The sequence below is a fragment of the Streptococcus cristatus genome, assembly GCF_003943515.1.
In the GTDB taxonomy this organism is placed as follows: domain Bacteria; phylum Bacillota; class Bacilli; order Lactobacillales; family Streptococcaceae; genus Streptococcus; species Streptococcus cristatus_D.
This window is the reverse complement of the sequence record NZ_RJPT01000006.1, coordinates 24,969-38,099: the sequence shown is the minus strand read 5'-3', so window position 1 is coordinate 38,099 and position 13,131 is coordinate 24,969. Positions and strand designations below refer to the sequence as shown.

The window sequence follows — 13,131 nt, the reverse complement described above, 5'->3', positions numbered from 1 at the left end:
TTTCAAAGCTCTTACTTTTGAGAGGTGGTTAGTGCAGACCTGTTGAAGGCTTGGTTGAAGAGCTGCCTTATGCTATAGAAAAAACTGCTTGAAAAGCAGTTTTACATGAAATAAACAATTGCTAGGTACTGGAGAGCAGAAGCGGCTAGGATGAAGAGGTGCCAAATCATGTGGAAGTAGGGCTTCTTTTTGGCATAAAAACCAGCACCGACTGTGTAGCAAAGACCGCCTGCTAGCATAAGTCCCCAAAACACTGGTCCAGTTTGTCCGATGATTTGCGGAATGATAAAAATCACTAGCCAGCCCATAATTAGATAGAGAGCCAGGCTGAATTTCTCATTAACCTTCTTGGCAAAGATTTTGTAGAGAATACCGAAGATGGTCGTGCCCCACTGAATCGCAATAATCAGATAGCCCCGCCAGTCATTCATGAGTGAAAGGACGACGGGAGTATAGCTGCCTGCGATAGCGATGTAGATCATGGAGTGGTCAATAATCCGCAGGATATATTTGTGGGTAGAGCCATAGGACATGGAGTGGTAAATGGTAGAAGAAAGAAACATAAGAAAAAGGCTTATGACAAAGATAGAAGTGCCAACAGCAGAAACGAGACCATGCTCTTCATAACTGTAAATAGCAGAGATGGGCAGAAGAATCAGCATCAAAACAGCTCCGATGGCATGGGTGACAGCATTGGCAATCTCTTCTCCAAAAGAGAGTTGTTTACTGAGTTTAAGCGCGTAGTTCATCGTTATCGACCTCCTTTTCGGGTACTTGGATAAAAGCAAGGGTTTGCTGGTAGAGTTTTAAGGTCTGACAAGCACTGGCAATGATGGGCGTCACTTCAAGCTTCCGTCCGTTCATATAATCTACAAAGTCATTGTAAAGCTCTTCAGACTGGGTCTCAGCGTTGAGCATATCTAAAGTAGCCGCAATATCTTGAATAGAAAAAACAGTTTTCAAACTTGTAATGGCAATCAAGCGGGCAACTTGCTGGCGATTGTATTTTTTCTTTAGAGGCTTTTCAAGGTAGGCATGCTTGACATAATTATTGATCATGGATGCCGTCAAGCATTTGTCAGATGCGGTAAAGGCTGGCTTACAGACCTTGTTGACATAGAGCAGGACTTGGTCAAGATACAGGTCAATAACAGGTAATTCATCCCATCTCGGGAACATATTTTTCGTTTCCAAATTTTAAACTTTCTATTATCTAGTTTCGATAACTAGATAATATCATTTTTGAAAATTAAAGTCAAGAATAAATCCAATTTGTCCAAAATTTGCTATAATCATGAGTAAGGAAAACAGGAAAATGGACTCTGAATCCAAGATGAGAAAGGGAAAATATGAAGATTTTAATTCCGACCGCCAAAGAAATGAATGAAAATCAGAGCTCGCTGGGGCGCTCCCAGTTGACGCCGAACAGCAAAATCATAATAGAAGAGCTATTAAAACACTCAGCCAAGGAGCTGGAAAAATTATACAAAATCAGTCCGCAAATGGCTGAAATAGAATACCAGCGAATTCAAAATCTGAGCAAAAATGAAGCGGAGACCTATCCAGCCTTGCATTTATTTGATGGGCTCATGTATCGCAATATCAAGCGAAAAGATTGGACACAAGAGGAGGAATCCTACATTCAAGAGCATTTGCTGTTAACGTCTAGTCTATATGGGGTCATTCCTGCCTTGAGTCCGATTGCCCCTCATCGGCTGGACTTTTTGGTGGGGCTGAAGCCAAATGGTCAAACGCTGAAAAAATTTTGGCGGGAAGAGTATACAAAAGCAGTAGCGGACGAAGATATGCTGCTTTCTCTCTTGTCCAGTGAATTTGAGGATGTTTTTGATAAATCCGTCAGAGAGAAGATGCTTCGTTTTAAATTCTTAGAGGAAAAGGCTGGCAAACTCAAAAGTCATTCTACCATTTCCAAAAAGGCGCGTGGGCAGTTTTTGACTGCTTTGATGGAAGCTCAGGCCGATCATCTTGACCAAATAAAACAGGTTTCTTTTGCAGGTTTTACCTATCGAGCAGATCTTTCAGATGCTAAAGAATTGGTTTTTGTAAAAGAAGAATAAGAAAAGGAGGCTGGGACAAAAGTCCGACCTCAAATATAGAAAGCGAACAAAACTAGTTTTCTGGTAATCAGAATTCTACTTTGTTCGCTTTTCGCATTTAATTGTAGATTTGAAGGGCTTAATAATTAAGATTTTTAAAAATTGAAATATTTTTGTCCCAAACTCTTTTTTGTAGCAAAGAGACTATTGTCCCAGACTCTTTTACTCTATTATTTAGACTTACCAAAAGAAAAATTAACTTAACAGGTATTCTACTGCAACTTTTAATACATTCATTAACTACATTAGAAATAAGAGAAAGGCAATTCGAAACAGAGACAGGGCGAGCAAATGAAGGGGATAAAACCAGTAAAATACTTTTCCAATATTGGCCCCTTTTTGACCGTTGTAGAAAGAGGTCACGAGGAGAAACAGAAGACAGGTGGCAGCCAGATCAGCCAGACCATCATAGGAGAAATTGAAGGCCAAAATTAGGATTTGCACACTGTTCAATGCCAAGACACCGCCAATTTTTCGGAAGATTGGGTCTTTAATCTTTGCAAAGGAATAGATACCAAAAACTCCTCCCGTCAGTCCGCCGTCAGCGATAATGGACAGAGTAAAACAGAGTAGAATAATTAGAACTTTTCTCCAGGTTGCTGTTTGCTGATCACTGTAATAAAGAGCACAGAGCCCCAAAAAGAGAGTAACAACCGTATTTTGCATGATAAAGCCAAGACCAGTAACCCAGCCCATCAGAGAGAAAGGGATGATACTGATAAGAGCCAGCAGCCCCAATCGTCTCATGTACTTGCTCACATCATGACTGTGCCGATAGCCTTCTGCAATACAAAAGGCAAAGACTGGAAAAGCCAGGCGGCCTATTATGTGCATACTATTGGCCAGCCAGTTAGGAGAGAGAATATTCATATTGGTAGCCAGTGGAAAAGATACCCAGGCGATATGGTCAATCAGCATTGCAAGCATAGCAAGCAGTTTCAAACTGCTATTGTCAATCATTTTTTTCATAGGATACTCCTTTTTCCTTTCCTATGATACAAGAAAGAGTTTCTTCTTTCCATTTCTTTAGCTTACATTTCTCTCATTTTTCTTACAATTTTGTAAGTTGGAATTTCACCTTTTTACCTCATCGATGAATACTTCTGATTTTTCTTGACAAATAAGACTGAACGAGGCTGGGACAAAAAGATTTTGATTTTAGGGATTCTTTATTATAAATTTTTAAAATTGATAGATTAGACAAAAAAGTGAACAAGACAGAATTCTGAGTGTCAGATAACTCCGTTTTGTTCGCTTTTTATATTTAAGGTTAGACTTTTGTCCCAGATTCTTTTACATAGTCTGATAATTGCTTTTGATTCTGCAATTCGATGAATTTCTTAGGATAGGTCTGGCGAACTTTTTGATAGAGATTTTTAGTCTCTCTTGTCCGACCATCCCAAAGGATCCAGCGGATGAATTCCCAATCCAGTTTTTCAGTACAGCCAGAAGCCATACTCTCTCGCACCTGATTTCGATATTTGAGGTAGCGATTGAAGGCGCGATAGAGGCAGTTCCAGCGAGAAAAGTTCATAAAGATAATCTGATCAGCCTGCGCCATGCGCTCCTCAAAGTAGGCAAAAGAGTAGTTGCCATCGATGACCCAGGATTGTTCTCGCTTGAGGAAATCCGCTAAATCAGCCTTGACTTGGTCTTGACTACGAGTCTGCCAGTTTTCTTCAAACCGAATCGTGTCCAGATGAAGCACAGGAATATGGTGAAAGTGGCCTAACTGCTGGGCTAAGGTTGACTTGCCAGAGCCTGAGTAGCCGATGATAGCAATCTTCATATACATTCTCCTAATTACAGTGAGCAACAAAAAAAGCTCCGTGGAGCTCCTTTGTATGCGCGATGCATTATTTAGCAAGTTTAGCTGAAAGACGTGCTTTATCGCGGCTTGCTTTGTTTTTGTGGATCAAACCTTTTGTTTCTGCTTTATCAATAGCTGAGCTAGCAGCACGGAAAAGTTCTTCAGACGGGTTTGCTTCAAATGCTTTGATTGCAGTACGCATAGCTGATTTTTGAGCTGAGTTTTTTTCGTTTTGTTTAACGTTCAATTCAGCGCGTTTGATAGCTGACTTAATGTTTGCCAAGTTATTCACCTCCATTGAAAATACTAACTATCTAATTATATATGAAAAGTTGTGATTTGACAAGTCTAAATTATTTTTTTAGATAGATTTCGTCAATTTCATGATTTCTAGCCTTGTGCAAAATCACTTCGGCCCTATTACGAGTTGGCTCAATATAGTCTAATAGATTCACCAGATTGATTGTTTCCCAGATATTATGGGCCAGCGCCATGACTTCTTCTTCAGGTTGAGTCGTAAAGCGATGGTAGTAGTTGTCCGTGTCGTGCTTGGCTAGTGCCAATAATTTTTTAAAGCGATCTAGATACCAAGACTCGATATTTTCAACTTCGGCATCTACATAGATGGAGAAGTCAAAGAAATCAGTCATGTAAAGGCGTTCATTTTGCGGATTTTGGAAGACGTTGATGCCTTCTACGATGACAAAGTCAGCTGCTTTAATTTCCTGCTTTTCATTTGGAACAATATCATAAATTTCGTGTGAGTAGACGGGAATTTCATAGTTTTGACCATTTTTAATGCGGTCTAAAAAGTCTAGCAAGAGTTCCATATTATAGCTTTCGGGGAAGCCCTTGCGATTTAAAATCCCCGTTTCAATCAAAGTTTGATTAGGATAGAGAAAGCCATCTGTCGTCACTAATTCAACGGTGGCATTTGTAAAAGTCCGTGATAGGAGGATTTGCAATAGGCGGCTAATCGTTGATTTTCCAACGGCAACACTGCCAGATACTCCGATAATAAAGGGCTGCCTTTTGCTCTCCTTTTGTAGAAAAATACCTTTTGAAAAAGCGAGATCTTCTTTGGAACGTTTATAAATCTGAATGAGATTTGTCAGAGGCAGATAAACATCTGTCACATCCTGTAGACTGATTTTGTCATTGAAACTCTTGATAGAATTGAGTTCGGACTCAGTGAGCGGTGGATTTTTCTTTCGATGCAGATTCTGCCAAGTTTGGCGGCTGATTTTTTCAAAATGAAGAAATTCGTTAGTCATAAGTTACTCCTACTATGATGGATTTTAGTATAACATACTTTTGGAGAAATGAAAACGATTTACAAATCTAGAAAATTTATGATAAAATGGTTTTATGACTAAAATGTATTTTGCAGAAAATCCGGATGCCAAACATGACATTCATGAATTAAAAGTGGAATTATTAGGACAACAGATGACCTTTTTAACGGATGCTGGTGTCTTTAGCAAAAAAATGATCGATTACGGCAGTCGAGTGTTGTTGTCTGCCTTAGAATTTAACAAAAAAGAAACGCTGCTGGATGTCGGCTGTGGTTATGGAACGCTGGGCTTGACTCTGGCTAAAGCGCAAGAGCTGGAAGTCACTCTCGTGGATATCAATCAGCGAGCGCTAGACTTGGCTAGAAAGAATGCGGATGCGAACCAAGTATCTGCAGATATTTTCCAGTCCAATGTTTACGAAAATGTGACCGGACAATTTCATCATATTATCAGCAATCCACCGATTCGCGCCGGTAAGCAGGTGGTGCACGAGGTTATTTCAGGTAGCTATGATCACTTGCTAGCGGATGGGGATTTGACGATTGTTATCCAAAAGAAACAAGGAGCTCCCAGCGCTAAAACCAAGATGGAAGAAGTATTTGGCAACTGTGAGACTCTCAAGAAGGACAAAGGCTATTATATCCTAAGGAGTGTGAAATAACGATGCGGGCAGTTGATATTATTCAAAAGAAACGAGATGGACTAGAATTGTCCAGTCAAGAGATTGAATGGCTGATTGAGGGCTATGTAGCCGGAACAGTGCCAGATTACCAGATGTCAGCCTTTGCTATGGCTGTTTACTTTAAAGGGATGACCACTCGGGAAATTTCTGATTTGACCATGGCCATGGTGGGAACAGGCCAGCAGTTTGATTTGTCAGCCATTTCAGGGATTAAGGTAGATAAGCATTCGACTGGTGGAGTGGGAGATAAGGTTACCTTAATCTTGGCTCCTCTAGTAGCTAGCTTTGGCGTGCCCGTTGCTAAGATGAGCGGTCGAGGCTTGGGGCATACGGGTGGTACCATAGACAAGCTCGAGTCTGTCAAGGGCTACCAAGTAGAGCGCAGTCAGGAAGATTTCATCAAGCAGGTTCAGGATATTGGTGTATCCGTCATCGGTCAGTCAGACCAGCTGGTCAAGGCAGACAAGCTTCTCTATGCTCTACGTGATGTGACCGCTACAGTTGATACGATTCCTTTGATTGCCAGTTCGGTTATGAGCAAGAAAATCGCCGCTGGTGCAGACAGCATCTTGCTGGATGTGACCGTCGGTGAAGGTGCCTTTATGAAAAATCTAGAGGATGCCCGTGTCCTAGCCCGTACTATGGTAGACTTGGGCAAGGCAGTCGGACGCAGGACGGTTGCAGTTATTACGGACATGAGTCAGCCTTTGGGCACTAGCATTGGCAATCGTTTGGAAATCTTAGAAGCACTGGAAATCCTTCAAGGACAAGGACGCGAGGATATTACAGAGTTTATCTATGAGCTCGCTCGGATTATGCTTGGTTTGGCAAATGTTGAGAAATCTGTTTCTGAAATCAGAGAACATTTGACAAACGGAGCGGCTTTGAAAAAATTTGAAGAGATGATTGCGGCTCAAGGTGGTGATCTAGAGGACTTGTATCGACCATCCCAGACGGCTTATGTGGCCGAAGTGAGAGCAGACCAATCTGGTTATATCACAGAGCTTCCAGCTATGGAATTTGGCTTGTTTGCGATGAGATTAGGAGCAGGTCGAGCCGTCAAATCTGATAAACTAGATTATGAAACTGGAATCGTGTTTGAAAAGAAGGTTGGCGAAACAGTCGAAATTGGGGAAATTGTCGCAAAAATTTACGCAAATGAAAAAATTTCTCAAGAACTAGTTACAGAATTCCAAAAAAATGTTAGAATAGGTAGTGAAAGCGTTGCAGTAAGCGAGATTGTCGAAGTGATCGCTTAATTCTAGGAGAATCCAACATGAAATTAAACAAATACATTGACCATACGCTTTTGAAACCTGATGCAAGTCAGGAGCAGATTGAAACCTTAATTGAGGAAGCAAAGAAATACGACTTTGCGAGCGTCTGTGTCAATCCGACTTGGGTGAATTTTGCTGCGCAAGCACTAAAAGCTACGGATGTAAAAGTCTGTACGGTCATTGGTTTTCCTCTGGGAGCAAATACTCCGGAGCTCAAAGCTTTTGAAACGAGTGATGCCATCCAAAACGGAGCGAATGAAGTTGATATGGTCATCAATATCGGTGCTCTAAAGTCTCGAAACTTTGACTTAGTTGAAAGAGACATTCGAGCTGTTGTGGAAGCTGCTAAAGGAACCTTGGTCAAGGTCATTATTGAGACCTGCCTCTTGACAGATGATGAGAAAGTGAGAGCTTGTCAAATTGCTCAGAAAGCTGGGGCGGATTTTGTCAAGACATCTACTGGTTTCTCAACTGGTGGTGCAACCGTTGCGGATGTAGCTTTGATGCGTAAGACCGTTGGGCCAGATATGGGAGTCAAGGCTTCTGGCGGTGCCCGTTCTTACGAAGATGCACTTGCCTTTATCAAAGCTGGTGCGACTCGCATTGGAGCATCCTCTGGTGTAGCGATTATGGAGGGAGACGTGGCTAATGGCGACTACTAATTTGATTGATTTAGTTGTAGAAACCACGAAGAATGCCTATGTTCCATACTCTCATTTCCCTGTCGGAGCCATTTTAGTAGCTAAAAATGGACAAGTTTTCACAGGTGTCAATATCGAAAATGCTAGTTTCGGCTTAACCAATTGTGCAGAGCGAACAGCCATTTTTAAAGCTGTTTCTGAAGGTTTCTTGGACTTTGAGGAATTAATTGTTTACGGAGAAACGGAAAAACCGATCTCTCCGTGTGGTGCCTGCCGCCAAGTAATGGCAGAGTTTTTTAATCAGGATTTACCAGTGACCTTGGTCGCTAAAGATAAATCGACGGTCGTGATGACGGTCAAGGAGTTACTTCCATACTCTTTTACAGACTTAACTTGAGTCTGTTGCTGGTCAACTGACCAAAATTAAACTTGCAACTAAGTTGCACATCTTATATAGGAGGTTCAGAAATGAACAAGAAACAATGGCTAGGTCTTGGTCTAGTGTCTGTCGCAGCAATCGGACTTGCTGCATGTGGGAATCGTGCGTCTAAATCAGATAGCTCTAACGCTAAAACTGATTTAAAAGCTGCTATCGTAACCGATACAGGTGGTGTTGATGATAAGTCATTTAACCAATCTGCATGGGAAGGTTTGCAAGCTTGGGGGAAAGAAAATGGCCTTTCAAAAGATAACGGCTATACTTACTTCCAATCAACAGACGAGTCACAATACGCGAACAACCTAAACCAAGCTGCTACGGATGGTTACAACTTAGTATTTGGTATCGGTTTTGCCCTTCGTGATGCCGTTGAATCTGCTGCAAAAGATAATTCAAGTATTAACTACGTTATTATTGACGATGTAATTGAAGGTCAAAAGAATGTTGCTTCAGCAGTCTTTGCAGATAATGAAGCAGCTTACCTTGCTGGTGTTGCAGCTGCAAAAACTACTAAGACAAAACAAGTTGGTTTCATAGGTGGTATAGAAGGTGCAGTTATCACACGTTTTGAAAAAGGTTTCGAAGCTGGTGTGAAATCAGTTGACCCATCTATCAAGATTAAAGTGGACTATGCTGGTTCATTCGGCGATGCAGCTAAAGGTAAAACAATTGCAGCTGCTCACTATGCTGGTGGTGCGGATGTTGTTTACCAAGTAGCTGGTGGTACTGGTGCTGGAGTATTTAACGAAGCTAAGTCAATCAACGAAACAAGAAATGAAAATGAAAAAGTTTGGGTACTTGGTGTTGACCGTGACCAAACTGAAGAAGGTAAATACAAATCTAAAGATGGTAAAGAGTCTAACTTTGTTTTGGCATCAAGCTTGAAACAAGTTGGTAAGACTGTCCAAGACATTGCTAATCAAACTGCTAAAGGTAAATTCCCAGGTGGTAAAACTACAACCTTTGGTTTGAAAGACGGCGGTGTTGATTTGACAACAACCAACCTTTCTGAGGATGCTAAAAAAGCTGTTGAAGAAGCGAAAGCTAAAATCCTTGATGGTAGCATCACAGTTCCTGATAAATAATTGAATGTTGAGCGATCCGACCTACTAGGGTCGCTCATTTTTAAATTCTGACGCCTTTGCATCGATTAAGCCTACTAGGATAGGAGTCCGAGGAGGTTGTATCGACATAAAATGAAATTCTGGAAAGGAAAGAGCCATGACACATGAAAATGTCATTGAAATGCGAGAAATTACCAAGATTTTTGGTGAATTTGTGGCCAATGATAAAATCAATTTGGAACTCCGAAAAGGTGAAATTCACGCTCTTTTAGGAGAAAATGGTGCCGGGAAGTCAACCTTGATGAATATGTTGGCCGGCCTACTTGAGCCGACTAGTGGTGAGATTGTAGTAAACGGAAAGCCAGTTAAGCTGGACTCTCCATCAAAGGCGGCCTCACTTGGTATCGGGATGGTGCATCAGCACTTTATGCTTGTGGAAGCCTTCACTGTTGCTGAAAATATTATTCTTGGAAGTGAGATTACAAAAAATGGTATCTTAGACTTGAAACGCGCTACGCAAGAAATTACGCGTTTATCTAAGAAATATGGTTTGTCGGTTGATCCATCTGCCAAGATTGAGGATATTTCTGTTGGAGCCCAACAACGTGTTGAAATTTTGAAGACCCTTTACCGTGGTGCAGACATTCTCATTTTTGACGAGCCGACAGCCGTTTTGACGCCAGCTGAGATTGAGGAATTGATGAAAATCATGAAAAACTTGGTCAAGGAAGGCAAATCTATCATTCTCATTACCCATAAGTTAGATGAAATTCGTGCAGTTTCTGACCGAGTGACCGTTATTCGTCGAGGAAAATCGATCGAAACAGTTGAAATTGCAGGTGCGACCAACCAAGACTTGGCGGAAATGATGGTTGGACGTGCTGTTTCTTTCAAGACGGAGAAGAAACCTTCTAATCCGCAAGAAACAGTTCTTTCAATCAAGAATCTTGTCGTTGAAGAGAATCGAGGCGTTCCAGCTGTTAAGGGGCTTTCACTGGATGTTCGTGCTGGTGAAATCGTTGGGATTGCAGGAATTGATGGAAATGGTCAGACTGAGTTGATTCAAGCTATCACAGGACTTAGAAAAGCAAGCTCGGGTGAAATTTTGATCAAGAACCAGTCCGTGATTGGTAAGAAACCACGTCAGATTACAGAGATGAAGGTCAGCCACGTCCCTGAAGACCGCCATCGCGATGGTTTGGTGCTGCAGATGTCCATTTCTGAAAATATTGCTTTGCAGACTTACTACAAGGAACCACTTAGCAAAAACGGCATCTTGAATTACAATAATATTTACTCTTACGCGTGCAATCTGATGAAAGAGTTTGACGTGCGGGCGGCTAGCGAGTATGTACCTGCTTCAGCCCTCTCAGGAGGAAACCAGCAGAAGGCTATCATTGCTCGGGAAGTGGATCGTGATCCAGATTTGTTGATTGTCAGTCAGCCTACTCGTGGACTTGATGTCGGAGCAATTGAGTACATCCATAAACGCTTGATTGAGGAGCGTACTCAAGGTAAGGCAGTACTTGTTGTCAGCTTTGAGCTAGATGAAATACTCAATCTTTCTGACAGAATCGCCGTTATCCATGATGGCAAGATTCAAGGAATTGTGACTCCAGAGAAAACCAATAAGCAAGAACTTGGTATTCTCATGGCTGGTGGTAAGATTTAGAAGGGAGATTCAAATGTCTAAGAAAACACAGCAGATTGCAGTTCCCTTAATCTCAGTTCTTTTGGGGATTTTATTGGGAGCGATTGTCATGGCTATCTTTGGCTATGATGCCATCTGGGGATATGAATCCCTCTTTAAAACAGCATTCGGTTCTTTGAGAAGTTTGGGTGAAATTTCTCGGGCGATGGGACCTCTAGTTCTCATTGGTCTGGGTTTTGCCGTTGCTAGTCGGGCTGGATTTTTCAATGTCGGACTTCCAGGTCAGGCCTTGGCTGGTTGGATTCTGGCTGGTTGGTTTGCCCTTTCCTTCCCTGACCTACCTCGCCCTCTGATGTTGTTAGCAACTGTAGTCATTGCTGCAGTAGCTGGTGGGATTATTGGTGCTATTCCAGGAGTTCTGCGTGCCTATTTAGGAACGAGTGAGGTCATCGTTACGATTATGATGAACTATATCGTCCTCTTCGTTGGAAATGCTTTTATCCGCAGCTTTCCAAAATCTGTGATGCAGAGTGTTGACTCTAGTAAACGTGTTGGTGCTAATGCGATTTATCAAACAGAATGGTTGAGAAGTCTAACAGCCAACTCTCGTATGAATATCGGTATTTTCTTTGCTTTGATTGCAGTTGTGCTGATCTGGTATATGCTGAAGAAAACAACGCTTGGCTTTGAGATTCGTGCTGTTGGTCTTAACCCAAATGCAGCTGAATACGCAGGGATGTCCTCTAAACGGACTATTATTTTGTCCATGATTATTTCTGGAGCCCTTGCAGGACTTGGAGGGGTAGTAGAAGGACTAGGTACTTATCAGAATGTCTTTGTACAAGGAAGCTCATTGAGCGTTGGTTTCAATGGTATGGCGGTTAGCCTTTTNGCAGCCAATTCTCCAGTTGGTATCCTTTTTGCGGCTTTCCTCTTTGCAGTTTTAAGTGTCGGTGCGCCAGGTATGAACGTGGCTCAGATTCCGACAGAATTGGTCAATATTGTGACAGCTTCGATTATCTTCTTTGTTAGCGCCCATTACTTGATTGAGCGTCTGACTGGTAAGACAGTTTTTGAATTATTTAAAAATCGTAAGCAAGAAGCTGGTAAAGTGAGAGGGGGAAACTAGGATGAATATTGTAACGGTATTAAGTTTATTAGTATCATCTATGCTGATTTATGCGGCTCCCCTGATTTTCACAAGTATCGGTGGAGCTTATTCGGAGCATGCCGGAGTCGTCAATGTCGGCTTGGAAGGGATCATGGTAATGGGAGCATTTACAGGCGTTCTCTTTAACCTGACTTTCGAAAGTAGTTTTGGCAGCTTGACTCCGTGGCTCTCCTTGATTGCTGCTGGTTTAGTCGGAGTGCTCTTCTCCCTTATCCATGCTGTAGCAACCATTAACTTCCGTGCGGACCACGTTGTTAGTGGTACGGTTCTAAACTTATTAGCACCAGCCTTGGCAGTCTTCCTTGTTAAAGCTATCTACAACAAGGGGCAAACAGACAACATTCAGCGTTCATTTGGCAAATTTAATTTTCCTATTTTGTCTGATATTCCGGTCATAGGAGATATATTCTTCAAACATACAAGTCTGATGGGATATTTGGCCATCGCCTTCTCTTTCCTTGCTTGGTTTATCATGTTTAAGACAAAATTTGGATTGCGTCTTCGCTCAGTTGGAGAACATCCGCAGGCAGCAGATACATTAGGAATCAATGTTTACCTCATGCGCTACTGTGGTGTTATGATTTCTGGTCTACTCGGTGGTATTGGTGGAGCTATTTATGCTCAGTCGATCTCCGTTAACTTTGCCGTGACAACTATCATAGGTCCAGGATTTATCGCCTTGGCAGCTATGATCTTTGGTAAATGGAGCCCTATCGGTGCTATGTTGGCGAGTCTCTTCTTTGGAGCTTCTCAAAGTTTAGCCGTTATTGGAAAACAGTTGCCTCTTCTTTCAAAAGTGCCAACGGTTTATCTACAGATTGCGCCATATGTCTTGACGATTGTGGTTCTTGCAGCCTTCTTTGGTAAAGCTGTTGCTCCGAAAGCAGACGGTATCAACTATATCAAGTCTAAATAACCTTTTACGAGGCTGGGACAAAAGTCCTAGCCTTTCAATTGTCTTTGGATTGTCGAGCAAGACGCAGT

Annotated in this window: 15 protein-coding genes; 9 read left to right on the top strand and 6 right to left on the bottom strand. The window is 41.9% G+C overall.

Annotated elements, in window-relative coordinates; genetic code table 11:
* Nucleotides 1-101: 101 nt before the first annotated feature.
* Together trhA and D8791_RS06645 are read right to left on the bottom strand one after the other, a co-directional pair.
* Nucleotides 102-749: a PAQR family membrane homeostasis protein TrhA gene (gene trhA, locus D8791_RS06650; protein ID WP_125446833.1), complete on the bottom strand. Its 648-nt coding sequence runs from the start codon at nt 747-749 to the stop codon at nt 102-104.
* A complete protein-coding gene (locus D8791_RS06645; protein ID WP_125446831.1) occupies nt 733-1,179 on the bottom strand; it encodes a DUF1836 domain-containing protein in 447 nt (148 codons plus the stop codon). Before D8791_RS06645 ends, trhA begins: the two co-directional genes overlap by 17 nt.
* A 170-nt stretch (nt 1,180-1,349) precedes the next feature.
* Between D8791_RS06645 and yaaA the strand changes: the two genes are divergently transcribed.
* Nucleotides 1,350-2,078 (top strand): peroxide stress protein YaaA, encoded by a 729-nt coding sequence (gene yaaA / locus D8791_RS06640; RefSeq protein WP_125381762.1) that lies wholly within the window; start codon nt 1,350-1,352, stop codon nt 2,076-2,078.
* 279 nt (nt 2,079-2,357) lie between these two features.
* Here yaaA and D8791_RS06635 read toward each other — a convergent pair whose 3' ends face one another.
* The 4 genes from D8791_RS06635 to coaA all read right to left on the bottom strand — a co-directional run bounded on the left by D8791_RS06635 (nt 2,358) and on the right by coaA (nt 5,201).
* A complete protein-coding gene (locus D8791_RS06635) occupies nt 2,358-3,086 on the bottom strand; it encodes a TraX family protein (protein ID WP_005590134.1) in 729 nt (242 codons plus the stop codon).
* A 301-nt stretch (nt 3,087-3,387) separates the two neighbouring features.
* Nucleotides 3,388-3,906 carry a DNA topology modulation protein gene (locus D8791_RS06630; RefSeq protein ID WP_125446829.1) on the bottom strand — a complete coding sequence of 173 codons (519 nt, stop codon included), beginning with the start codon at nt 3,904-3,906 and terminating at the stop codon, nt 3,388-3,390.
* 67 nt (nt 3,907-3,973) lie between these two features.
* Nucleotides 3,974-4,210: a 30S ribosomal protein S20 gene (rpsT, locus tag D8791_RS06625; RefSeq protein WP_001274000.1), complete on the bottom strand. Its 237-nt coding sequence runs from the start codon at nt 4,208-4,210 to the stop codon at nt 3,974-3,976.
* A gap of 70 nt (nt 4,211-4,280) precedes the next feature.
* The gene (gene coaA / locus D8791_RS06620; RefSeq protein WP_125446827.1) at nt 4,281-5,201 is read right to left on the bottom strand and encodes a type I pantothenate kinase; all 921 of its coding nucleotides are present in this window, start codon (nt 5,199-5,201) and stop codon (nt 4,281-4,283) included.
* Between the two features lie 94 nt (nt 5,202-5,295).
* Here coaA and D8791_RS06615 point away from each other — a divergent pair, with 94 nt between their 5' ends.
* From D8791_RS06615 to D8791_RS06580, 8 genes are all read left to right on the top strand, one after another.
* Nucleotides 5,296-5,883 carry a class I SAM-dependent methyltransferase gene (locus tag D8791_RS06615; protein ID WP_125446825.1) on the top strand — a complete coding sequence of 196 codons (588 nt, stop codon included), beginning with the start codon at nt 5,296-5,298 and terminating at the stop codon, nt 5,881-5,883.
* Nucleotides 5,884-5,885: 2 nt separating this feature from the next.
* On the top strand, nt 5,886-7,163 hold the full coding sequence (locus D8791_RS06610) for a pyrimidine-nucleoside phosphorylase (protein WP_125446823.1): 1,278 nt from the start codon (nt 5,886-5,888) through the stop codon (nt 7,161-7,163).
* A gap of 17 nt (nt 7,164-7,180) precedes the next feature.
* Nucleotides 7,181-7,843 (top strand): deoxyribose-phosphate aldolase, encoded by a 663-nt coding sequence (deoC, locus tag D8791_RS06605; RefSeq protein WP_125371774.1) that lies wholly within the window; start codon nt 7,181-7,183, stop codon nt 7,841-7,843.
* Nucleotides 7,830-8,219 (top strand): cytidine deaminase, encoded by a 390-nt coding sequence (locus D8791_RS06600; protein ID WP_125371773.1) that lies wholly within the window; start codon nt 7,830-7,832, stop codon nt 8,217-8,219. Before deoC ends, D8791_RS06600 begins: the two co-directional genes overlap by 14 nt.
* 71 nt (nt 8,220-8,290) lie before the next feature.
* Nucleotides 8,291-9,346 carry a BMP family lipoprotein gene (locus D8791_RS06595; protein WP_061911253.1) on the top strand — a complete coding sequence of 352 codons (1,056 nt, stop codon included), beginning with the start codon at nt 8,291-8,293 and terminating at the stop codon, nt 9,344-9,346.
* 136 nt (nt 9,347-9,482) lie between these two features.
* A complete protein-coding gene (locus D8791_RS06590; protein ID WP_125446821.1) occupies nt 9,483-10,997 on the top strand; it encodes an ABC transporter ATP-binding protein in 1,515 nt (504 codons plus the stop codon).
* 13 nt (nt 10,998-11,010) lie between these two features.
* A complete protein-coding gene (locus D8791_RS06585) occupies nt 11,011-12,105 on the top strand; it encodes an ABC transporter permease (protein ID WP_125446819.1) in 1,095 nt (364 codons plus the stop codon).
* A gap of 1 nt (nt 12,106) precedes the next feature.
* Complete coding sequence (locus D8791_RS06580; protein WP_125446817.1) at nt 12,107-13,063, top strand: ABC transporter permease; 957 nt, start codon at nt 12,107-12,109, stop codon at nt 13,061-13,063.
* The last annotated feature ends 68 nt before the right edge of the window (nt 13,064-13,131 follow it).